This window comes from Pseudoalteromonas sp. KAN5 (assembly GCF_022846535.1).
Taxonomy (GTDB): domain Bacteria; phylum Pseudomonadota; class Gammaproteobacteria; order Enterobacterales; family Alteromonadaceae; genus Pseudoalteromonas; species Pseudoalteromonas haloplanktis.
In genome coordinates this window covers 1,192,173-1,214,201 of sequence record NZ_AP025589.1, presented here as the reverse complement: position 1 = coordinate 1,214,201, position 22,029 = coordinate 1,192,173, and the positions used below count along the sequence as shown (strand labels likewise).

Here is a 22,029-nt window from a genome sequence, read left to right as displayed (position 1 = left end):
TAACGTGCGAATTGATTAATAATCCTTTTATACACAGGTTCTTAAATGAAACTTGATCAATTGCCAAGCACCTTAGCAGGATCAACACGGGTTGCTTGCCATGCGGGGTAAAGGGTTGCCAGTACTGCGAGAATAAATGTGACGATCACAGTAACCACAATATCTTGCCATACTAGTTTACTCGGTAAAAATTCAATAAAATAAACACCTTCAAGAGGGTTGGCCCCGAGTAACTGACTTACTAAAGTAAATAGCTCACTAATATTCAACGCGAGCATCACACCAATAAAGCTGCCTAACACTACGCCGATAAAGGCTTGGCTAAGCCCTTGCAAAATGAACGTTGCGAGTATAGTGCTGTCTTTTGCACCCATGGTTTTTAAGATTGCAATGTTAGCTTGCTTTTCTCGTACTTCCATCACCAATGATGAAACAATATTAAAACTTGCCACGGCAATAATTAAAAATACCACAATATAAACGATGGTTCTGACCATTTGTATATCTTGATATAAACTACCTTGGGTTCTAAACCAGCTAGAGATATACACATAATCATCAATTGTTTGACCAACACGCAGCGCTATTTGGTGTGCTTGAAATACATCGTTTACTGCTAAGCGAAGCCCAGTTACTTGTCGTTGTTCATAGCCAAGTACTGATTGTGCTTTGTTTAAATGAATAAATGCCGCACTGCTATCAATGGGGCCCCCCATTTCAATTACTCCAACCAATGTTAAGGTAACCCTTTTTGGCGCGAGTATTTCAGCACCAGCTTGATTAACTTGGGGGATCAATAAAGTAATTAACTGCCCTTGTTCAACGCCTAACTGTTTAACAATTTGCTGGCCCAAAATAATTTCATCTTCGCTAATTTGGCTGACCAACTTGCCATAAGTAAACTGATTAACCGCAGACACCTCAGTTTCAAAAGCTGGATCAACACCACGCACTTCAACCGCTTTTAGTTCGCTTTTATATTGCGCCATACCATTGACACTTATAAAAGGAGCAGCACCCGTTACCCCTGGCTGCTTCGTGAGTTTTGCCACTTTTTCAGGCCAATTATCAATTGCACGATTTGGCGCAACATACTCAACCTGCGGTACAACACTTAATAAACGATGCACAAGCTGCTGTTCAAAACCATTGATCACTGACAAAGCCACAATGAGCACAGCAACACCGAGTAAAATACCTATGGTCGAGGCTTTTGCTATAAAGCTAACAAAACCATTTTTTTCGTCTTTACTACCTGAACTTGCTCTAAAACGTTTACTTAAGTAGGCACTAAGCAACATGATTAGCCTCTTTAATTGCCAACTTACCATCATCAAGGTATGCAATTTTACCTAGCTTATCGGCGAGCTCTAAATCATGAGTCACTACTACAAAGCTGGTGTTTAAACTGCTATTGAGTGTTTTGATCAAATCATAAATTTTAATCGCATTTTGTTTATCTAAGTTGCCTGTAGGCTCATCGGCTAAAACTAAATCAGGCTCTGTCACTAATGCACGAGCAATCGCCACGCGCTGGCGTTCACCACCAGATAACATAGAGGGTTTATGGTTACTGCGATGCGACAAGCCAACTTTATCAAGCATGGCGAGGGCTTTAACATTGGCCTCTTTAGCACTTAAACCTTTTATTAATAAAGGCATAGCTACATTTTCAACAGCATTAAACTCCATCAGTAAATGATGAAACTGGTAAATAAATCCTAAATGGTCGTTACGAAATTTAGCTTGTTCAGCACGTGATAACTTAGCGACCTGCTGACCTTTGATTTTAGCCGTCCCAGCACTTTGCGAATCAAGTGTGCCTAAAATATGTAGCAAGGTACTTTTGCCTGAACCAGAACTGCCTACAATTGCCAACATTTCACCTTGCTGCAAGCTTAAATCGATCCCTTTTAACACTTCTACTTGGTTGGCACCATCTTGATATGTTTTGCTTAATTGTTCACATTGGATAACTAAATCATTCATAACGCAATACCTCTGCGGGGCTAACATTGGCAGCTTTACGTGCCGGATATAATGTGGCTAAAAAGCTCATGGTAATACTGCCAATGGCAATCACTAATAAACTCATCACGTCAAATTTAACGGGTAAAGCAATCCCCGTTAATAGGTTTAAACCAATCCCAGCTAATACTTCGTTAATATAAGCGCTGAGTAACAGGCCGAGTCCTGCACCAATACTGGTACCAATTAAACCGTTGTATAAACCTTGGATCATAAAAACGTGCTGGACTTGTGCTGGGGTTAACCCTAGAGTTTGTAAAATAGCAACTTCACTTTGTTTTTCGCTCACCATCATGGTCAACGCTGAAACAATATTAAATACCGCCACTAGCACAATAAGCCCAAGCAGCATAGACATAATGCGTTTTTCCATCGCTACAGCAGCAAATAAAGTCCCTTGTGACTGACGCCAATCGGTGACTGTGTATTGATTTAAAATGTTGCTGGCTGATGCGCTAAAGGTATCTAACTCAAAAGGGTCATAAAGTGAAATGCTTAAATTTGGTGCGCTATTAGTTGGTAGCTTTAAAATCCGTTGCAGCGATTCGCCACTAGTAAACGCCAAACTCATATCTATTTCAGAGCCGGTTTCATAAATTGCCGCAACCGTAAATAAACGTTGGCTAGGGACACGACCAAGCGGCGTGTAACTTGACGCATTGGGCATGATCACCCGTACTTTATCACCTAAACCAATACCGAGTTTACGAGTTAAGTAACGACTGATAGCAATGTTATAGCGCGATGCCATAACAGTTTGCCAATTACCTTGAGTCACTCTATCACTGATTTTATACAAAGATGCGTTATCATCGTATAAGCCTTGCAGCAATACGCCGTGAAGGTCATGGTTAGTTTGTAAAATTGCTTCACCATGACGATACAAGCTCGCGTGTTTTACAAATTCAGATGCCATAATATCATTTTGTAACTGCGTCATTTGGGCCTGTGTTTGTCCATCAGCTGCAATTTCAACATGGGGAATAAGGCCTAGCATATTAGTTTTAAGGTTATTTTCAAAACCATTCATTACTGAACTAACAGTAAATAATGCCATTAAACCTATGGCAATACCGGCGATGGAGAAAAACGAAATAAATGAGATAAATGCATTCCCTTTCGAGGAACGACTGTATCTCAGCCCGATAAACAGGCTAACAGGTTGAAACATAATTATTTATGGTTACATTTAATGCCAATTCAGCGCTCATACTAGCATAGATAAACGGCTGTTGGGTATGTGCAAAAATGTAAAAATTAATGACAAATCAACTACTGCCGTCAATTGGCCCGCCTATTTTTAATGATCTTCAATTCAGTGAGGTTATAAGATGGTCAAGTAATGCACGTACATTGGTTGCCACAAACTGTCTCGGGGGATACACGCCCCACACACCTTCGGGCTTTGGCTGGCTGTTCATCAATATTGGTACTAAATCCCCCGCGGCTAAGTCACGCTCAATGTAATAGTTAGGCAATTGAATAATACCTAGTCCTTTTTTTGCCGCATCCGCTAATGCCCAGCCACTGTTACAGCGTAATCGTCCTGCTACTTTAATATGCTTATCACGCCCTTGTTCGCACACTCGCCAATAACTACTGTTCCCCACTAAACATTGATGATTTTGTAATTCTGCTAAGGTATGAGGCTCACCAAAACGCGCTAAATAGGCTTTTGAGCAGCAAATTACAAAATGCCGCTCGCTTAAGCGCCGTGCTTTTAAGCTAGAGTCTTTTAAATGACCCAAGCGAATAGCCAAATCAAACCCACCTTCTAATAGGTTTTCTTGCTCGTTACTCAGCGCCATTTCTACTTCAACATCACTGTGTTGCTGCATAAATGTGTGTACAGCAGGCATCACAAAGCTTTCGCCATACATCACTGGCGCAGTAAGTTTAATTTTACCTTTGGGTGTACTTTGTTGCTGAGCGAGTAAGCCGGTGGCGTCGTCTAAGGCGTGCTGCAAGTGTTTGGTCTGGTGTAAAAATACTTCCCCTTCTTTGGTTAACACTACCTTTCGGGTTGTACGGGTTAATAATTGTGTGTTTAAACGTTGCTCTAATTGCGTAACATGACGGCTTATATGCGCTACCGATACACCCAACACACTGGCTGCACGAGTAAAGCTGCCCTCTTCACCGACTGCGATAAATTCATCTATGCCTAACCAACGACTCATTATTACCATACTGTAAAAGTGTTTTATTAAAATGAAGATTAACATTGTTTGAGAAACAAATAAAATAGCGCTATTGTTTTAAACCATCAAAGTAATTAATAAAAGAGAGAACCCATGTCAGAGTTTATTAAATCAAAAGCTGCAATAGCTTGGGGACCTAACCAACCACTGTCTGTTGAAGAAGTGGATGTGATGATGCCGAAAAAAGGTGAAGTCATGGTCAAAATCACAGCAACGGGTGTGTGTCATACCGATGCGTTCACTTTATCAGGTGCAGATCCTGAAGGTATCTTTCCGGCTATCTTAGGCCATGAAGGTGCTGGGGTTGTTTATGCTGTTGGTGAAGGGGTAACGAGTGTTGAAGTGGGCGATCATGTGATCCCGTTATACACCGCTGAGTGTGGTGAGTGTAAAATGTGTACCTCAGGTAAAACAAACTTGTGTTCGGCTGTTCGCGAAACTCAAGGTAAAGGTTTAATGCCTGACGGTACAACTCGTTTTTTCAAAGATGGTCAGCCAATTTATCACTACATGGGCACCTCAACATTTTCTGAGTACACAGTACTGCCAGAAATTTCTCTAGCTAAAGTCAATAAAGAAGCCTCTTTAGAAGAAATTTGCTTACTTGGCTGTGGCGTCACAACGGGTATGGGTGCAGTAACAAATACGGCAAAAGTAAAAGCCGGTGATACAGTTGCTATCTTTGGCCTAGGCGGTATTGGTCTATCTGCGATTATTGGTGCGAAAATGGCTGGCGCTTCACGCATTATCGGCATCGACATTAATAGCTCTAAGTTTGATCTGGCGACTAAGTTAGGCGCAACAGATCTAATTAATCCAAAAGATTTCGACAAACCGATTCAAGAAGTGATTGTTGAGATGACCGATGGTGGCGTTGATTTCTCATTTGAGTGCATTGGTAACGTTGATGTGATGCGCTCTGCCCTTGAGTGTTGCCACAAAGGCTGGGGAGAATCGGTGATCATTGGGGTTGCGGGTGCAGGCCAAGAAATTTCCACACGCCCGTTTCAACTCGTTACTGGCCGTGTATGGCGCGGCAGTGCCTTTGGCGGTGTGAAAGGACGTTCACAACTACCAGAGATTGTAGAGCGTTATATGGCGGGCGAATTTGCGCTTAATGACTTTATTACCCATACCATGGGGCTTGAAGATATTAATGACGCATTTGATCTAATGCATGAAGGTAAAAGTATTCGTACTGTCATCCATTACTAATATAAAGTACACATGCCACCCAGCTTTTGCTCGGTGGCCTGTTAGCGAGGATACTATGTTAGATAATTTAAGTGCCACAAAAGTCAGCGGTGGCTGGCACAAGCAATATAGCCATACTGCAAACAGTACTCACTGCACAATGCGTTTTGCTATCTTTTTGCCACCCGGCGCAAGCCAAACCAATAAAGTTCCCGTGCTGTATTGGTTATCAGGCTTAACTTGCACTGATGAAAATTTTATGCAAAAAGCCGGTGCTTTTAAAAAAGCAGCTGAATTAGGCATTGCCATTGTTGCTCCTGATACTAGCCCACGCGGTGACAATGTTCCGGATGAAGACAGCTATGACTTCGGCCAAGGTGCTGGCTTTTATGTCAATGCCACACAAGCGCCCTACAACACCCACTACAATATGTATGAGTATGTGGTAAATGAGCTACCTGCTTTAATTGAGCAGCACTTTCCAGTAACCGACAAAAAAGCAATTAGTGGTCATTCTATGGGGGGGCATGGCGCGTTGATGATTGCCCTACGTAACCCACAAAATTACACCAGTGCTTCAGCGTTTAGCCCGATTGTGAACCCAATTAACTGTCCTTGGGGGCAAAAAGCATTTAGTCAGTATTTAGGCAGTGATAAATCGGCGTGGGCCCAATACGACACCTGTGAGCTAATGAAACACGCCAGGCAAAAAAATTACCTACCAATGCGCATTGATCAAGGTGAAGCTGATAACTTTTTAGTGGAACAACTAAAAACTGAAAACTTATTCCAACAAGTGAATGAGAATGACTACCCTGCTGAAATTAACATGCATGCAGGTTATGATCATAGTTATTTTTTCATCAGTAGCTTTATTGACGAACACCTATTATTTCATCAATCGTATTTGCAGGCTCACTAGTCTGCTCCTGTGTGAGGTTGTCAGCCGGTACTTCCTCACATTCTTTAAGTGTTTTAGTCACTCGCTTGCAGAGCACTTGCGGCTGTGATTGCTGTTGCACTAATCCGACCAAGAATCGGTCCACTTCCAAACCCAACTCAGAAAAAGAAAACGTCTGTTGATCACCAACGGGAAAATCCTTTTCTGGCGCCACATGCGCAGGGGAAAGCGCTAAATCAGCATCGTAATTTTCATCTGCTTTTGAATAAATAGCGCCATCAACCAATACCCCAGCCACGGTACATGCAGACAATAATTGGCTAACAGCTAAAGCTACAACAAAATGTTTGAACATAAATTAAATCCTTGTACTACGTTGATGTATTGTTAATTAATACTATAACTAACACAGTACAAAACACTGTAAAAAACTGTAAGTTCATGACAATGAATTAATTAATTGAATATGCTATACTTTTTTAGAAATTTTATTTCTATGAACATTTAATTCAGCACGGGGAATATCAATGTCCACCACAGAAGAAAAATCAAAACTCAATCCGCCCGTGTTTTACACGGCGTCTGCACTCATTATCCTATTAGTCATGTTTACCGCGTTAGCGCCAACAACAGCTGATAGCTTCTTTAATACTTTGCAAGCTGCAATTGTTCAAAATGCCAGTTGGTTTTATGTGTTAACCGTTGCCATTATTTTGATCACAGTGGCATTCTTAGGTTTATCACGCTACGGAAACATCAAGCTTGGGCCTGATCATTCGACCCCCGATTATAATCATGTTACTTGGTTTGCCATGCTGTTTAGTGCAGGTATGGGAATAGGCTTAATGTTTTTTGGGGTTGCTGAACCAGTTATGCATTACATGAACCCTCCCGTTGGTGATGCACAAACCGTACAGGCTGCCCGTGAAGCCATGAAAATCACCTTTTTTCACTGGGGATTACATGCTTGGGCCATTTACGCTATCGTTGCACTGATCTTAGCCTTTTTTAGCTACCGTCATGGCTTACCATTGACATTACGCTCAGCGCTTTACCCATTAATTGGCGATAAAATTTACGGCCCAATTGGTCATGCTGTTGATGTATTTGCCGTTATTGGAACTGTATTCGGCGTCGCCACCTCTCTAGGGTATGGCGTCCTGCAAGTGAACTCTGGGTTAAATTATTTATTTGATGTGCCCGTGGGTATTATCACTCAAGTGCTCCTAATTGCAGCAGTCACAGGCTTAGCGATAATCTCGGTTACCACAGGCCTTGATAAAGGGATCCGTATTTTATCTGAATTAAACATGGGCCTTGCGGTCATCATGCTAGCATTTGTACTTATTCTTGGCCCTACCGTTTATTTATTACAAGCGTTTGTGCAAAACGTAGGCGCTTACGCATCCGACATTGTCAACCACACCTTCAATTTATTTGCCTATGAAAAAACGGATTGGATGGGTGGTTGGACTATTCTTTATTGGGGTTGGTGGATGTCATGGGCGCCATTTGTTGGTTTGTTTATCGCACGAGTATCCCGTGGACGTACCATTCGTGAATTTGTAATGGGTGTGCTATTTATTCCAACTGGTTTTACATTAATGTGGATGACTTTTTTTGGTAATTCGGCCATTGACTTGATCATGAATCAAGGTGTTACAAGCCTAGGTGAAGCTGTTTCTCAAGATGTCGCGATTTCAATTTTCGCCTTTTTAGAAAACTTCCCTATGTCTGGTGTACTGTCATTTATTGCCACCTGTATGGTTATCGTATTTTTTGTTACTTCCTCTGATTCAGGCTCAATGGTAGTAGATATGCTGTGCTCTAACGGTAAAGACAACACACCTGTTTGGCAACGTATTTATTGGGCCGGTGGTGAAGGTGTTGTCGCTGCGGTACTGCTGATGGTTGGTGGCTTAGGGGCACTGCAAACGATGACCATTGCCAGTGCACTGCCCTTTGCGGTGGTGTTACTCATAGCAACATACGGCTTGATCAAAGCATTGCGAGTTGATATTGCCAAACGGGAAAGCTTGCAAATGAATATAGCACCAATTGCGCCTACCTTACCTGGCAGTGAAGGTGCAAGTTGGCAAGAACGCCTGAACAATATTGTTGATTTTCCAAATAAAACCAACGTTAATCGATTTGTTAAATCAATTGCTCTACCCGCGATGCAAAGCGTAGCCAAAGAGCTTGGTACTCATAACTTAGAGGTCATCGTTGATGTTGATAAGCTTGAGCGTGGTCAAGTCAGCTTAAGAGTATTACTTGGCGAAGAAATAGACTTTCTTTATGTAGTAAAACGCCGCTCTTATGAAAAACCGTCGTACACAATTGATGATGAAGATGATGACGATAGTGATGAAAATTATTACCGTGCCGAGGTTCATTTACGTGAAGGTGGCCAAGATTATGATGTAATGGGATGGTCTAAAGAAGCCGTAATTAATGATCTAATCGATCAATACCATAAACACATGCACTTCTTACATACCCTACGCTAAATCAGCAAAGCAATTACAAGAGTAAGTATCTTATGCTTACTCTTGTAGCTCAGCCATAAATTCTTTCACAAAACCAATCAGCTGCAGAATAAAAATAAACAAAAATGGCAGAGCACCAATCACTGCCAGACTACGGTTAAGTAGTTCATTATTTTGTAATAACAATACCCAGCTGCTCAACGCAAGAACAAAAGACCAAGTATACAGGCTTAAACGGTGACTGCTTTTTGCCCCAGCTAAGTTGCGTATCACTAATATTGCAGAGTCGACAGAAGTTGCCACAAAGATCAACAAAAGCAATAAACTTGCCCAAATGAGTACACCACCTTGCCAGCCTAGCTGCTTAAAAAATACAAATAAACCTTGGGTATAATCAACTTTAATCGCGGCCATAATACCGCTGTTATGACCACTGTCCCAAGCGATTGCAGATCCAGAAAAAACACTAAACCATAAAATAGTGACACAGGTTGGCACAATAACCACACCAACAATGTATTGCCATACTGGACGTCCTTGGCTTATTTTAGCTAAAAATACACCAACAAATGGTCCCCATGCTAACCACCAAAAATAATAATTATAGGTCCAGCTATTCGCCCAACTAGGCGCATTTAATTGGCTAGAGAACTGCCAAGTTCCCGTTACTAATAAGTGGATATAATATTGGCTACCACTGATCGCCACATCAATGATCGGTTGTAGGGGTACCATAGTCATTAACCAAACAAGGATAAAAAATGCTAAAAACACGTTAAACTGACTCAGTGTCTGCACACCTTTTTTAAGCCCTAATCGTGCAGATAAGCTGTAAAGTACAGCCAATAACACAATAATAATTAACCCGACCAACCACGGCGTATGAACATCCAGCTTTAACTCAATTCCCTTACTCAGTAGTAAAGTTGAATTGGCAATCGTACCAACCACACCAAAAAATATGGCCAAAATAGCTAATAACTGAATCAAAAATTTTAACTTTAACTGCTCTGCTCTGTTAAAAAATGAGCGTGTCAAACTCAGCACCGGGGCACTAATATCACCAGCTTTACCACTATTATGGCTTAAGCCACCTAGCACTAAGCCAAATACTGCGTACAAAGCCCACGCATGTGCACCCCAATTCACTAATGTGATAGCTAACGCGGCTGCTTGGCGATCAGGATATAAACTTTGCTTTAAAGGGGGTTGTAAAACATGCATTGCGGGTTCAGCCACGCCCCAAAAAACAAGACCAGATCCCATTCCTGCAGCAAATAACATAGAAAGCCAACCAAAGTTTGAAAACTCAACTTTTGCGTGTTCCCCCCTATTTTACGTTGCCCAAGAGGGCTGAACGCCAGTACTATCACGCCAATCAATAAAAAATTCACGAGCAGAAAAAATGGCCCGCCTAATACTGCTAACACATTAATGATCAATGGTTTGATAGTCGCAGTCAGTGCATCCGGGAACAAAAATGCCCCCGCAACTGAGATCATACAAAGTATCAGTGCATACGTTTCAAGACTAGCAGTAAAATTGGAAAAACGAGATCGACTTGTCACACTCATACCTTAAAAATTAGCAATGCTAAGAATACGGCGCTTTCATACGGATATCAAATTAGCAATTTACTTGAGTAAAACTCCCACAGTAATATGTAAATGTTACCTAAAATACGTAAAGCTATTGACTACAGAAACATAACATATTGATAAAAAATAAAAACTATATCTAACAAGGTGGTTTGATCTTTGCAATTTTATTTAAAAATAGCCGATGAGATCTAAGATGGAACTTAACTTACAATTACATGAAATTATCGAAAATTTAATTCATTTATCAATTGCCTATTTACTAGCCCTGCCGATGGCGTTTGATCGTGAACGCTCAAACCATGGTGCCGGTTTACGTACCTTTCCGCTGGTGGCGGTTGCTTCATGCGGTTACGCATTAGTCGCTATGTCAGTCTTAACCACCTCAGAGGCTGAGGCAAAAGTGCTTGAAGGGATCATCACCGGAATTGGTTTTATTGGCGGTGGTGCAATCTTAAAAAACAAAAACTCTACATACGGTACTGCCACCGCCGCAAGTATATGGAACATGGGCTTAATTGGTATTGCCGTGGCTTTTAGTCGCTACGAAATCGCCGTGTTGATGGCCATTATCAACTTTATAACTCTGCGCTATGTGAAACGCTTAAAATAACTATATTTGACTGAATACAAAAACCGGCCTAAGCCGGTTTAAACTATAAAAAGCTTACTTGGTTTCGAGTAACTTAGCTTGCTCTTGCTGGCTTGCCATAAACTCGTTGAACGTGCCATGAAAGTTGACGACTTTCTTGTCACGAATATCAATAATGCGGGTAGCCAAAGACGACACAAATTCGCGATCATGACTGACAAAAATCAATGTGCCTTCAAAACCTTTTAATGCATTATTTAATGCTTCAATCGCTTCCATATCCATGTGGTTTGTCGGTTCATCCATGATCAACACATTGACATCTTGCATCATCAACTTACCAAATAGTAAGCGGTTTTTCTCACCACCTGAGCAGTTACGCGCTTTTTTATTCGCGTCATCAGCGGTAAACAATAGACGCCCTAACATGCCGCGTACCATTAAGTCGTTATGTTTAGCGGTACGCCATTGTGACATCCAATCAAACAGGGTTAAATCGTTATCAAAATCTTTGCTGCTATCTTGCGGGCAATAACCAATAGAAGCATTTTCTGACCACTTAACCACGCCGTGGTTCGCTTCAAGCTCCCCTACTAAGCAACGAATAAATGTTGATTTACCAACACCATTTTCGCCAATAATCGCCAGTTTCGAACCCGCTTCTAGGATCAGTTCGCCACCTTCAAACAGTACTTCTCCATCAAACCCATGGCCAAAATTTTCTAAGATCAATGCCTGACGGTGCATTTTTTTACCTTCATCAAAATACAATGACGGCGCCATACGGCTTGAAGACTTCACTTCGTCTAAACTAATTTTCTCCATGCGTTTCGCACGTGAGCTCGCTTGCTTCGCTTTTGATGCATTGGCACCAAAGCGATTTACGAAGTCTTGTAGTTCTTCAATTTCTGATTGCTTTTTCGCATTACCAGCTAGTAGTTGCTCACGGATAAGCGTTGATGCTTCAATGAATTTTTCATAGTTACCAGGGTAAATGCGCAGCTCACCATAATCAATATCTGCCATGTGAGTACACACAGCATTAAGGAAGTAGCGGTCATGAGATATAATGATCATGGTACATTTACGTTGGTTCAGCTCCTGCTCAAGCCAGCTAATTGTATGAATATCCAAGTTATTAGTTGGCTCATCCAATAATAAAATATCTGGGTTGGCAAAGAGTGCTTGGGCTAGTAGTACACGTAATTTCCAACCAGGGGCAACTTGTGACATTAAACCAAAATGAAATTCTTCCTCGATACCTGCTTTTAACAAAATATCACCAGCGCGGCTTTCTGCACTGTAGCCATCCATTTCAGCAAAAATACTTTCAAGCTCGGCGACTTTCATACCATCTTCTTCACTCATTTCAGGGAGCGAATAAATGCGTTCACGTTCTTGTTTTATTTTCCATAATTCAACATCTCCCATGATCACCGTATCAACTACTGTGTATTGCTCAAAGGCAAATTGGTCTTGGCTTAAATTACCAACCTTTAAGCCCGGTGTAATTGACACATTGCCTGAAGTAGGTGTTAGTGAGCCGTTTAATATTTTCATAAACGTTGACTTACCGCATCCATTGGCGCCAATTAAGCCATAACGGTTACCGTTACTAAATTTAGCTGAAATATTTTCGAATAAAGGTTCAGCACCAAACTGCATGGTAATGTTAGCGGTAGATATCAAGATGAATTTCCTAAGCAAATACTGGCAAGTAAACTGTTCGATAAATAAGGAAAAGTTAATACAGGCAATAACACGGTATAAAGAGGACGCGAATTATACAGGCAGCCTGCGCACTAGTCGAGCTTAGTCTTAGTTATTTGGGTAATGAGTGTTAATCAATAAACAATGCTTCGGTGGGCTGATAATAGTGGTGAAACAGCATCTGTATATCCTCAACGAGCACCCGGCCAACAGATAGCTCCGGTAAATTATCTAAAGCAAAAAAGCCAATTTCAGACACTTCTAAGTTAATTGTAGGTTCGCCGCCAATAAGCTCACACAGAAAAAATAATTTATAGATATGCTGTGCAGAGACAGGTAAGTATGGGTGAAGTGCCCGATCTTTTAAAGCGATTAAACGAGGATTCGTTACCTGATACCCAGACTCTTCTAATACTTCACGAATAATTCCTTCGCGAGGCGCTTCATTAACATCAGCCCACCCACCTGGTAACGACCATTTATCGTCAGTTCGTTCTCGTACTAGCAAGATTTTATTATCAACGATTACACCTGCACGCAAATCGACTTTAGGAGTCGGATAGCCTTGCTCATCAATAAATAGATTTTCAACCACACTGACAGGTTGCTCAGCAAGCGAAGCTAACATTTGGTGACTAATATCAGCTAATTGCTCATAACGTTCAATGTCATAACCATCTTTTGTATAGGCTTTACCTGTTTGACTAATGGCCTGTATTTGTTTGGCCCATGCTAACCACTGTGACATATGACTTTAATCTCGATTTAAGCGACCTATTTTGATTTTACACAATAAAGCATTCAATACAAAAAAGCGAAGGCAACTGCCTTCGCTTTTTACTCAAATAAACTGCTTAAGCAAGTTTGTCTGAGGCAACTTTATACGTTGGATCTTCAATCACATTTACTTCAACTAAGTCACGGGCTTTATGCAGTAGCTGAGTACAATCTTTACTAAGGTGGCGAAGATGTAACTGCTTGCCTGCTTTAGTGTATTTATCCGCTAACGCATCGATAGCTTCAATCGCACTGTGATCAGCTACACGACTGTATTTAAATTCAATGATCACGTCTTTAGGATCATTTTTCACATCAAACAATTCTGCAAACTTTTTCACCGAGCCAAAAAACAATGGGCCGTGTAACTCGTAAACTTTAGAGCCTTGTTCATCAATATAGTTTGTTGTGAAAATATGTTTTGCATGTTGCCATGCAAAAACTAACGCTGAGACAATCACACCCACACAGACGGCAATCGCTAGATCAGTGATTACTGTAACACCCGACACGAGCACAATCACAAAGGCATCTGACTTAGGTACACGCTTCATCATTTTGAAACTCGCCCACTCAAATGTGCCGAGTACCACCATAAACATTACGCCAACAAGTGCAGCCAATGGGATCATTTCAATTAAGCCCGCTGCAAACAGGATAAACGCAAGCAACATAACAGCTGCCGTGATCCCAGATAAACGTGAACGACCCCCTGAGTTAATATTGATCATAGATTGACCAATCATTGCGCAGCCCCCCATCGCGCCAAAGAAACCACACGTGACATTTGCAGCACCTTGGCCGATACACTCTTTATTACTTTGACCACGGGTCTCTGTTATTTCGTCAATTAAGCTCAATGTTAACAACGACTCAATTAAACCAATCGCCGCTAAAATAAGTGCATAAGGGAAAATAATTTTGAACGTTTCAAACGTAAACGGCACCATTGGAATATGAAATTCTGGTAAGCCACCAGCAATAGTCGCAGCGCTGTCCCCTGTCATATCTTTTAAGAAATCAAGTACAGTGCGCGCTTCAAGGTCCAAGCCCATCACAATGGCTGTCACAGTTACAATAGCCACTAAAGTTGAGGGCACTGCCGTCGTTAACTTTGGTAAAAAATGGATAATAGCCATTGTTAATGCTACCAGTGCAAGCATGATCATCAACGGAGTACCTGTCATCCATTGCACGCCGCCCGCGCCATCAGAGACTTTAAACTGGCCGAGTTGGGCAAGAAAGATCACAATCGCGAGTCCGTTTACAAATCCCAACATGACAGGGTGCGGAACCATCCGAATAAATTTACCGAGCTTAAACACCCCAGCTAATATCTGCAGGATCCCCATTAACAACACGGTCGCAAATAAGTATTCAACACCATGATCAAGCACTAAACTTACCATCACAACAGCCAGTGCACCGGTCGCACCAGATATCATGCCAGGGCGACCACCAAAGATAGCAGTGATCAGGCCAACAATAAATGCTGCATATAAACCAACCAAAGGCTCCACATTCGCAACAAACGCAAATGCAACAGCTTCAGGTACGAGTGCAAGCGCAACCGTAATACCTGACAAAATATCGTTTTTAGCAGAGCTTGGCGCCTTGCTTAGTAAGTTAAACATTGAATTCCTCTTGCGGATGTGGGATCAAAAAAGCGCCCAATTCTAACAAATTAAGCTAAGGTTAACAATTGCAGTAAGGGGTACAGGCTAAACACGAGAGTCGTTTTAGCCTGTTGGAATATAATTAAAGCGGTAGTGAAGTGCTGCGTTTTACGCAGGTCATCGTCACATTTGAATGAACTTCTTGGACAAACTCAAGGTTTAATAAATTATCACGAACAAACTGCTCGTAGCCTTCAATACCTTTTGAAATAATCCGCAACATAAAGTCCATAGTACCGGCCATGCTGTAGCATTCCGTTACTTCGTCGTAACTTAAGATCAATCGTTCAAACTCAGCAAGATTAGTACGGCCATGGTTCGACAAACGAACATGGGCGTACACTAACATATCAAAACCAAGTTTTTTCTCATCCAATAATGCAACCTTGCCTTTGATGTAACCATCTTGTTCAAGTTTTGCAATACGACGCCAACAAGGTGACTGAGATAAGCCTACTTTATCAGCAATATCTGCGGTCGAAAGACTTGCATCTTGCTGTAACAGTGCCAATATTTGGCGATCTACGTGATTTAGAGACATTTTATTTCTTTTTTATTTTACTAAATTGATTAAATTATACATTGCTTTATTAGCTGAGTCTTGTGTTTTTATGCATTTTTTATGCGTAACTAACCATATTTACCACTTATAAATGGATTCGATATGCGCTCTGTAACTACTTTAGTGTCAGGTCCATGCCCTGAAAGGATTTTGGTTTCATCTGGCAGAGTTAGGATTTTTTGTTTTATTGACGCAAGTAGCTGCTGTGCATCTCCTTTAGGGAAGTCAGTACGCCCTACTGAGCCTTTAAAAATCACATCACCAACAATGGCCAACTGATGCTTGGCTTCATAAAAGACTATATGACCCGGCGTGTGGCCAGGGCAATGGCGAACTTCAAAGCGCAATTCACCCACTGGGAAAATATCCCCATCATTGAGCCAATGATGGGGGTAAAAAGGCGTTATTGGTGCAAAGCCAAACATTTGCGCTTGCATAGGTAATGCATCAAACCAAAATAACTCGTCTTGCTGTGGGCCCACAATATCAACTGAAAAATGTTCTGCCAGTATTTTTGCAGCACCCACATGATCAAGATGACCATGGGTCAGTAGAATACATTGCACACTCACTGAATGCTTAGCCAGCTCAGCAATAATTTTTTCAGCATCGCCACCTGGATCAATCACAGCTGCTTGGCGAGTCTGTTTACAAATAATAATTCGACAATTTTGTGCAAACGCAGTAACCGGTAGAGTAATAATTTCCATAAATTAATTCTTTTCTTGGGCGTGTTCTAAAAATGTCATAAGTACCGGATACTTTAAATAGGCTTGATCATAAAATGGCGTATGTTCGTAAAGCCAGTTCAGGCGCGCTTGCGGATCGTTTGCAAAAGCAGCATCTTCACGAATTTTTTTATCAAACTCTAATGCTAATGCCGGTTTGTCTTTTAACATCTGACGAGCATAAGGCGCTAACGCGTAGTTTTCCATATACTCAGTGCGTTGAAAAATCGTATTAAACTCACCCCAAGCAAAAAATGAATCCGGTGCCTTTGGGTGTAGTAAATGCGTCGCTAATTCACCTAACGGTTGCGCAGTTTCGACTTTAGACCACCCGGTCAAATTCTTTTCCGTTACATCAACAAAGTCAAAATCAGCACTTACCCTAAAGCGACCTTCAAACGGCGTTTTAGCAAATTCATGACGTTTTACAATCGCCATTTTTAAATGGCTTGGTAGTGCATCTGCAGTCACTGTTTGTACTGCTATACCGTGTAGCTTTAACTTTTCGACAATCTGTGGATACGCTGGAGGAATATAAAATGCATTAGGTACTTTGATTGTTGTTTTTACTTCTTTCTGCCAAAAAATAGGTAATGCATCATAATGTTGCTTTTCACCAAGGTATTTTACTTCCATCTGGCCACTCAAAGCACTTTCACTACGTGTATATTTAATGCCTTCAAATATTAGCGTATTTGGCTCTTTAGCATAACCACGCTCAACAATCAGTTGGCTTGGTACAAATGCTAACTCTTTTTTAACCGCCTCCGTTAATTGTTGATGATGCTGCGCTAATGCTGAAATCGCGCCATCTAAAAACACGTAAGTACCAAGCACTCGTTGCTTATAAGGTTTAAGCGAATGGTTTTCAACAAGAATTGTAGGTAGTGAGCGTAAATCGCCCCAGCCATTAGAATAACGAGGAGTCGCAACCCAGCCCGCTAGGCCTTTTTTAAAGTCGCGCTTATCCATAACAAAAACTAAAGGTCCAGGAAGATGACCTTGAGCCTGTAACTTTTTATCAATAACAGGTTTAAAATACTGATCCAATGCAGCTGAAACACTGGGTGATTCACTTGCAAATACAGGATTGTAACCATAGGTAACATCATACTGATAATCTGCCCCGTCTGTTACATGTACATCAATGTATAAGTCAGGCTTAAACTGCTTAATGACTTTTAATACGCCGCGTACTTCTGGGGTATCTAGCTTCGTGTAATCACGATTTAAGTTAAGGTTATTAGCATTAGTGCGAAAACCCATTTCTACTGGGCCACGTTGATTGATACGGTTGAATTGACTGCGACGCTCGTGACCATCCACATTCAAAATAGGAATAAACAAGATATTTACTTGGCTTAAAATGTCACGACGCTTACCGGTTGCGATATCACGTAGTAACATAAACGTCGCATCTTTACCGTCAATTTCACCTGCGTGAATACCCGCTTGAATGAATAGTGTTGGTTTTGTATTTTGCATCAGCTGAGAAGGCGTAAAAGCCCCCTCTTCACTGGCGACCAACATTTTTATCGCACGGCCGCTGGCACTATGGGCAATAGTTTGCACTTGAAATTGAGTCGGGTTTGCTGCTACAAGGCGATCAACAAACGCCATTGTTTGTTGGTAATTTGGCGAATTTAGCCCTTCGCTCAGTTCGAAGTCAGTGGTTAATGGGCCTTTTTGTTGTATCAGTGTCAGACTTTGCCCTTGCCAAGGTAGTAATGGCGGTAAATGGCTATCTAATGTGGCAGTAGTTGCACTTAACAATAATAAACTGGCGATCATAGGACTCTCAAGCATTGGCCTCTTTAATAGGGTGAAATTATAACAAGGAAAAATGACAGATCGCGTAAACTGCGGTGATTCAACAAAAAAATGCAGCCAATGACAATTTGAAAACTTTATAGGGCTAATATTTATACATTAAAAAAGGCGCTATAAAAGCGCCTTGCCATTCAAGAATTATGTGCTTAAAACATATCTTGATAAGGATTGGTTTTAGTAAATGATATTGCTTTGTCAAAACCAGGGATCTGCATATCAGTTTCAGAAATAACAATGTCATTCTCTTCAATCATGCCATCACCAAAGCGATAAATAAGGTCATACTGACCTAAATCCGCTTGTTGCTGATAACTGGCTTGCGCAGCCGCAACGCTGTTATTGGCCACTGTGTATGCGTTCATTACATCACTGCCATGACGCTTTGCTAACATTTCCATGGTGACTTTAGGTGATAACACTGTCGCTGTCGCATTATTACCGCCAAAGCCTTTTGAATTGATAAAAGCAATGTCCATATCTGTACATTGGTAATGTGTTGTACGAATATCTAAATGTTGGTCATACACATCATCTGCCACTTTATCTATAGTGGTAATACCCGGCATAATATTGTGACTAAATACACCCAATGCCATAGCTAACTGATCGCCACTAGCAGGAGCAATAGTGTGCCCAACATACGCTTTAGGCGCAGCAACTTTCCAGTTATCAATTGCAAAGGTTTGCGCTACTCGATGATAAATTAGCGATTCAGTCACACGGTTTTGCGGCGTACTTGATCCATGCGCTAAAATAAAACTGCGTTGTTGAACCGCTTCAGTGCCTAAAATATTAGCCGCTAATGCCACCGATTTAGCCATAGTAATGTAGTTACCAGGTCCTGGTGCTGTGATCGACTTTTTCACACCATCGGCATTCACAAATACATCCGCTACAGCTCCCATAATATCTGCACCTAATGCTAATGCGAGCGCATCATCCATCAGGATAGCCACTTGTGCACCTTCACCGATTGTAAAGCCACAGTTTTCACCAAATGGACGGCTTGTACGGCGATGATCAACCGTCTCTGTATTATCTAAACGCTTTAGGCCTTCTTCGTTAGCCAGTGCGCCCATATTGCCAAAACCTTCAATGATCTCAGGTGTAATAGCACATTCAGAAGACGCTACAACAGCTACACGAGTACGCCCAGCTTGAATATCATTAACAGCGGCACGCAGATTATATAAAAACGTCGCGCAGGCACCGGAGGTGGTAAACGTAGTACCGACATTACCAGTTACATAGGCATTGATAAAATCGGTAGACATGGTATTTAAACCCAGTGCCAACTGCTTAGTGCTGACCCGCTCGCCTTGTTGGCGCGAACGAATTAAACCACCAAAACCTTCATCATTGACCTGCCCTGCCACAGATGCTGAATAGGTACCAATTTGGTCTGGCTCAACACTGTTCATAATTTGCTGCCAATCAAGTCCTGTTGAGCGTATCGCATCCGTAGCAGCGAAAATTGTGGCTTGTAAACCACGCGGTTGGTAACGGCTATTGTACATAATGGCCGGATCAAAACCTGTTGGTAACTGACCTGCGGCTTTAATGGGGTTATCACGGGTGCTGTCATGCTTTATGTCTAGCTCAGCCGCAATAGTGACTTTAACTTTTTTATCAGTAATGTCTTCAATTAACCAACTTGACGGTACTGGTTGCGGTAAGTCACGACGACGTGCTTCAAATACAATCGCTTGCTCATCGCTAAGCGTTAATGTCATTTTTTGTTGCCATGGCGTCGCATCAACATCAAAATGATTTTTTTCAATTTTACGGATCAAAGTCCCCGCGATAATCTGTTCGCCAAACTGAGCCTCTATATCGCTTTGTTTAATTGAGTTACCGTGTTGATCTTTTAATTCGCCCTCTTGTAATGAAACAAGATTCATTAAAGTCGCTAAGCCTAGAAACGTTTCTTGGCGTGCGTCGCCTGCTAAATTGTCTAACACGATACGACGATAACCTTGATGAAATGAGGTACGGCCCGCGGCGTTAATTCCGCCCATGCCGACAATAACGGGTAATGCTGTCATAATTTACCTTGAGAAAACGTGTTATAGGAGAAGTAACTAGTTTAGATGGATTTTACTGTAAGCATTGTGCTTAAATAGCCAAATAACAAGCTTAATAGGCCAGTAGCGACTGGTCGGAGCAATTAAATGGACAACAATTTCAAAGATAGCCCATTACAGATCAGTATGTTGGTCTATCAGCATTTATTGATCACCAGTTTAACACTGCCCATCGAAATGCTTAGAGCAGGTGAAGCCTACGCAAAAGGTCATGCAAAAGGCCATTCAACCGCAACGCAATTTCGACCATTGCAGATCAATTTGATAGCTGAAGATCGACAGCCAATCCAAAATCGCAGTGGTTTGGCGATTATACCCGAATACACCTATGCCAATGCACCATACAGTGATTTGATCATAGTGCCCGGTATTTGGCGTAACCCGCGCCCCGTTGTTAGGGCAAACCAAGGGCTTGTGAAGTGGCTAACTTGTAGTTGGCAACAGGGTAGCTCGATTATTGGGGTCGGCACTGGTAACTGCTTAGTGGCTGAGGCAACGCTATTAAATGGTCATCCAGCAACAACTCACTGGCATTATGCAGAACAATTTAAACGCGATTACCCACAGGTATTACTCAAACCTGACTTTTTCATCACTCAGTCAGAACGTTTATACAGTGTGGCAAGTTTGAATGCATTAGCGGATGTCATTGTGCACATTATTAGTCAATACTATGGACAAGCTGCCGCTCAACATGTTGAACGTAACTTTTCTCATGAAATACGAAAACCTTATGAAGATCAGCGCTACCTTGAAGGTGCGGTGGATCGCCATCCCGACGAACTCATCGCTCAAATTCAATTTTGGCTAAAAAACAACTTAGCCACAGAACAAAGCTTAACCGAAGTGGCCCAATTATTTGGCTTAAGCTATCGCTCGTTTACACGACGCTTTAGAGTAGCCACCAATCAAAGTCCGATTGAATACTGGCAACAACTACGAGTGCAAACGGCAAAGGAGCTTTTAGCGTCATCAAACTTGTCGATTCAAGAAGTCGCATTAGAGGTGGGCTATAACGATCAGGGACATTTAACCCGAGTGTTTAAAAAGTTACTCTCGCAAACCCCTAGCGATTATCGCAACGTGGTCAGAAGAAAGTTATTTGGCAATTAATGATACAAATAACGCCACTTAATCGTGGCGTTCAGCTTCTTTTTTATTACTTCTGTAATACCGTTTTGAGTAAATTTTCACATGGCGATGTACACCTTTGCTCAAACTTTTGAATTTCGCTTCAAGCACATCAACACCATATAAAATACCCACCACGAGAATAGACAATTTAATCGCTGCCAGTAAATTATTCGTTGCAATCACAACTCCTATGGATGCCAATACCCAAATCGTTGCGGCCGATGTCACCCCCACCACAGCGCCATCTTTCGCAAGCATGACTCCAGCGCCTAAAAAGCCAATCCCAGTGATGATTTGACCAACCACCCGCGAATGGTCAATTACATCACCATGGAGCATAAACGCGGTGGCTAAAAACAAATACGTACCCAATATGATCAACACAGAGGTGCGGATCCCAACGGGTTTGCCTCGTAATTGCCGCTCCATGCCTATTAAGGCGCCACAAAAAGCCGCGCTACCAATTGCTGACCACGAATAAGGGGTAATATCTACTAATTCAAAAAAACTCACTCAACATCCTAA

19 protein-coding genes are annotated in these 22,029 nt (G+C 41.7%); 5 read left to right on the top strand and 14 right to left on the bottom strand.

Features of this window, described 5'->3' with window-relative positions:
• Positions 1–56: 56 nt before the first annotated feature.
• From KAN5_RS05245 to KAN5_RS05230, 4 genes are all read right to left on the bottom strand, one after another.
• Positions 57–1,301, bottom strand: coding sequence for a lipoprotein-releasing ABC transporter permease subunit (locus KAN5_RS05245; RefSeq protein WP_244390646.1), 1,245 nt, complete (start codon positions 1,299–1,301; stop codon positions 57–59).
• Positions 1,291–1,989 (bottom strand): lipoprotein-releasing ABC transporter ATP-binding protein LolD, encoded by a 699-nt coding sequence (gene lolD / locus KAN5_RS05240; RefSeq protein WP_016707259.1) that lies wholly within the window; start codon positions 1,987–1,989, stop codon positions 1,291–1,293. Before lolD ends, KAN5_RS05245 begins: the two co-directional genes overlap by 11 nt.
• Positions 1,982–3,199: a lipoprotein-releasing ABC transporter permease subunit gene (locus KAN5_RS05235; RefSeq protein WP_016707260.1), complete on the bottom strand. Its 1,218-nt coding sequence runs from the start codon at positions 3,197–3,199 to the stop codon at positions 1,982–1,984. The genes lolD and KAN5_RS05235 overlap by 8 nt, the downstream gene beginning before the upstream one ends.
• A gap of 139 nt (positions 3,200–3,338) precedes the next feature.
• On the bottom strand, positions 3,339–4,208 hold the full coding sequence (locus tag KAN5_RS05230) for a LysR family transcriptional regulator (RefSeq protein WP_016707261.1): 870 nt from the start codon (positions 4,206–4,208) through the stop codon (positions 3,339–3,341).
• A gap of 114 nt (positions 4,209–4,322) precedes the next feature.
• Between KAN5_RS05230 and KAN5_RS05225 the strand changes: the two genes are divergently transcribed.
• Entirely contained in the window at positions 4,323–5,444 is a 1,122-nt protein-coding gene (locus KAN5_RS05225; RefSeq protein WP_244390645.1) for an S-(hydroxymethyl)glutathione dehydrogenase/class III alcohol dehydrogenase, read from the top strand.
• A gap of 55 nt (positions 5,445–5,499) precedes the next feature.
• The gene (gene fghA, locus KAN5_RS05220) at positions 5,500–6,345 is read left to right on the top strand and encodes an S-formylglutathione hydrolase (protein WP_244390644.1); all 846 of its coding nucleotides are present in this window, start codon (positions 5,500–5,502) and stop codon (positions 6,343–6,345) included.
• Here fghA and KAN5_RS05215 read toward each other — a convergent pair.
• On the bottom strand, positions 6,296–6,679 hold the full coding sequence (locus tag KAN5_RS05215; RefSeq protein WP_244390643.1) for a hypothetical protein: 384 nt from the start codon (positions 6,677–6,679) through the stop codon (positions 6,296–6,298). The two genes, fghA and KAN5_RS05215, sit on opposite strands and share 50 nt — an antisense overlap.
• A 172-nt stretch (positions 6,680–6,851) precedes the next feature.
• Here KAN5_RS05215 and betT point away from each other — a divergent pair, with 172 nt between their 5' ends.
• The gene (gene betT, locus KAN5_RS05210; RefSeq protein ID WP_244390642.1) at positions 6,852–8,834 is read left to right on the top strand and encodes a choline BCCT transporter BetT; all 1,983 of its coding nucleotides are present in this window, start codon (positions 6,852–6,854) and stop codon (positions 8,832–8,834) included.
• Positions 8,835–8,870: 36 nt separating this feature from the next.
• Here the strand turns inward: betT and KAN5_RS05205 are convergent, their stop codons facing one another.
• Positions 8,871–10,097: a BCCT family transporter gene (locus KAN5_RS05205; RefSeq protein WP_347881512.1), complete on the bottom strand. Its 1,227-nt coding sequence runs from the start codon at positions 10,095–10,097 to the stop codon at positions 8,871–8,873.
• 510 nt (positions 10,098–10,607) lie between these two features.
• On the opposite strand from KAN5_RS05205, the gene KAN5_RS05200 reads away from it, so the two are divergent.
• Positions 10,608–11,024, top strand: a complete 417-nt coding sequence (locus tag KAN5_RS05200; RefSeq protein ID WP_016707267.1) for an MgtC/SapB family protein — start codon at positions 10,608–10,610, stop codon at positions 11,022–11,024.
• 54 nt (positions 11,025–11,078) lie between these two features.
• Here the strand turns inward: KAN5_RS05200 and KAN5_RS05195 are convergent, their stop codons facing one another.
• The 7 genes from KAN5_RS05195 to KAN5_RS05165 all read right to left on the bottom strand — a co-directional run bounded on the left by KAN5_RS05195 (position 11,079) and on the right by KAN5_RS05165 (position 20,331).
• Positions 11,079–12,692, bottom strand: a complete 1,614-nt coding sequence (locus tag KAN5_RS05195; RefSeq protein ID WP_016707268.1) for an ABC-F family ATPase — start codon at positions 12,690–12,692, stop codon at positions 11,079–11,081.
• A gap of 151 nt (positions 12,693–12,843) precedes the next feature.
• The gene (locus KAN5_RS05190) at positions 12,844–13,461 is read right to left on the bottom strand and encodes an NUDIX hydrolase (protein ID WP_016707269.1); all 618 of its coding nucleotides are present in this window, start codon (positions 13,459–13,461) and stop codon (positions 12,844–12,846) included.
• A gap of 106 nt (positions 13,462–13,567) precedes the next feature.
• Positions 13,568–15,124, bottom strand: coding sequence for a SulP family inorganic anion transporter (locus KAN5_RS05185; RefSeq protein ID WP_016707270.1), 1,557 nt, complete (start codon positions 15,122–15,124; stop codon positions 13,568–13,570).
• A 124-nt stretch (positions 15,125–15,248) separates the two neighbouring features.
• On the bottom strand, positions 15,249–15,707 hold the full coding sequence (locus KAN5_RS05180) for an Lrp/AsnC family transcriptional regulator (RefSeq protein ID WP_016707271.1): 459 nt from the start codon (positions 15,705–15,707) through the stop codon (positions 15,249–15,251).
• Positions 15,708–15,796: 89 nt separating this feature from the next.
• Positions 15,797–16,438 (bottom strand): MBL fold metallo-hydrolase, encoded by a 642-nt coding sequence (locus KAN5_RS05175; protein ID WP_016707272.1) that lies wholly within the window; start codon positions 16,436–16,438, stop codon positions 15,797–15,799.
• 3 nt (positions 16,439–16,441) lie between these two features.
• Entirely contained in the window at positions 16,442–18,247 is a 1,806-nt protein-coding gene (locus KAN5_RS05170) for a M14 family metallopeptidase (protein ID WP_244390931.1), read from the bottom strand.
• A gap of 185 nt (positions 18,248–18,432) precedes the next feature.
• Complete coding sequence (locus KAN5_RS05165) at positions 18,433–20,331, bottom strand: beta-ketoacyl synthase (protein ID WP_244390641.1); 1,899 nt, start codon at positions 20,329–20,331, stop codon at positions 18,433–18,435.
• A 126-nt stretch (positions 20,332–20,457) separates the two neighbouring features.
• Between KAN5_RS05165 and KAN5_RS05160 the strand changes: the two genes are divergently transcribed.
• On the top strand, positions 20,458–21,483 hold the full coding sequence (locus tag KAN5_RS05160) for a helix-turn-helix domain-containing protein (protein ID WP_016707275.1): 1,026 nt from the start codon (positions 20,458–20,460) through the stop codon (positions 21,481–21,483).
• Between the two features lie 18 nt (positions 21,484–21,501).
• On the opposite strand, the gene KAN5_RS05155 is transcribed toward KAN5_RS05160, so the two are convergent.
• Positions 21,502–22,017 (bottom strand): MgtC/SapB family protein, encoded by a 516-nt coding sequence (locus tag KAN5_RS05155; protein WP_016707276.1) that lies wholly within the window; start codon positions 22,015–22,017, stop codon positions 21,502–21,504.
• Positions 22,018–22,029: the final 12 nt, after the last annotated feature.

Bases quoted from the DNA above. Each gene is read 5' to 3' on its own strand.
- KAN5_RS05180 (WP_016707271.1), bottom strand. From the start codon at position 15,707: ATGTCTCTAAATCACGTAGATCGCCAAATATTGGCACTGTTACAGCAA.
- KAN5_RS05160 (WP_016707275.1), top strand. From the start codon at position 20,458: ATGGACAACAATTTCAAAGATAGCCCATTACAGATCAGTATGTTGGTC.
- KAN5_RS05185 (WP_016707270.1), bottom strand. From the start codon at position 15,124: ATGTTTAACTTACTAAGCAAGGCGCCAAGCTCTGCTAAAAACGATATT.
- lolD (WP_016707259.1), bottom strand. From the start codon at position 1,989: ATGAATGATTTAGTTATCCAATGTGAACAATTAAGCAAAACATATCAA.
- KAN5_RS05200 (WP_016707267.1), top strand. From the start codon at position 10,608: ATGGAACTTAACTTACAATTACATGAAATTATCGAAAATTTAATTCAT.
- KAN5_RS05225 (WP_244390645.1), top strand. From the start codon at position 4,323: ATGTCAGAGTTTATTAAATCAAAAGCTGCAATAGCTTGGGGACCTAAC.
- KAN5_RS05175 (WP_016707272.1), bottom strand. From the start codon at position 16,438: ATGGAAATTATTACTCTACCGGTTACTGCGTTTGCACAAAATTGTCGA.
- KAN5_RS05235 (WP_016707260.1), bottom strand. From the start codon at position 3,199: ATGTTTCAACCTGTTAGCCTGTTTATCGGGCTGAGATACAGTCGTTCC.
- betT (WP_244390642.1), top strand. From the start codon at position 6,852: ATGTCCACCACAGAAGAAAAATCAAAACTCAATCCGCCCGTGTTTTAC.
- KAN5_RS05245 (WP_244390646.1), bottom strand. From the start codon at position 1,301: ATGTTGCTTAGTGCCTACTTAAGTAAACGTTTTAGAGCAAGTTCAGGT.
- KAN5_RS05190 (WP_016707269.1), bottom strand. From the start codon at position 13,461: ATGTCACAGTGGTTAGCATGGGCCAAACAAATACAGGCCATTAGTCAA.
- KAN5_RS05170 (WP_244390931.1), bottom strand. From the start codon at position 18,247: ATGATCGCCAGTTTATTATTGTTAAGTGCAACTACTGCCACATTAGAT.
- KAN5_RS05215 (WP_244390643.1), bottom strand. From the start codon at position 6,679: ATGTTCAAACATTTTGTTGTAGCTTTAGCTGTTAGCCAATTATTGTCT.
- KAN5_RS05165 (WP_244390641.1), bottom strand. From the start codon at position 20,331: ATGACAGCATTACCCGTTATTGTCGGCATGGGCGGAATTAACGCCGCG.
- fghA (WP_244390644.1), top strand. From the start codon at position 5,500: ATGTTAGATAATTTAAGTGCCACAAAAGTCAGCGGTGGCTGGCACAAG.
- KAN5_RS05230 (WP_016707261.1), bottom strand. From the start codon at position 4,208: ATGAGTCGTTGGTTAGGCATAGATGAATTTATCGCAGTCGGTGAAGAG.
- KAN5_RS05205 (WP_347881512.1), bottom strand. From the start codon at position 10,097: ATGTTATTTGCTGCAGGAATGGGATCTGGTCTTGTTTTTTGGGGCGTG.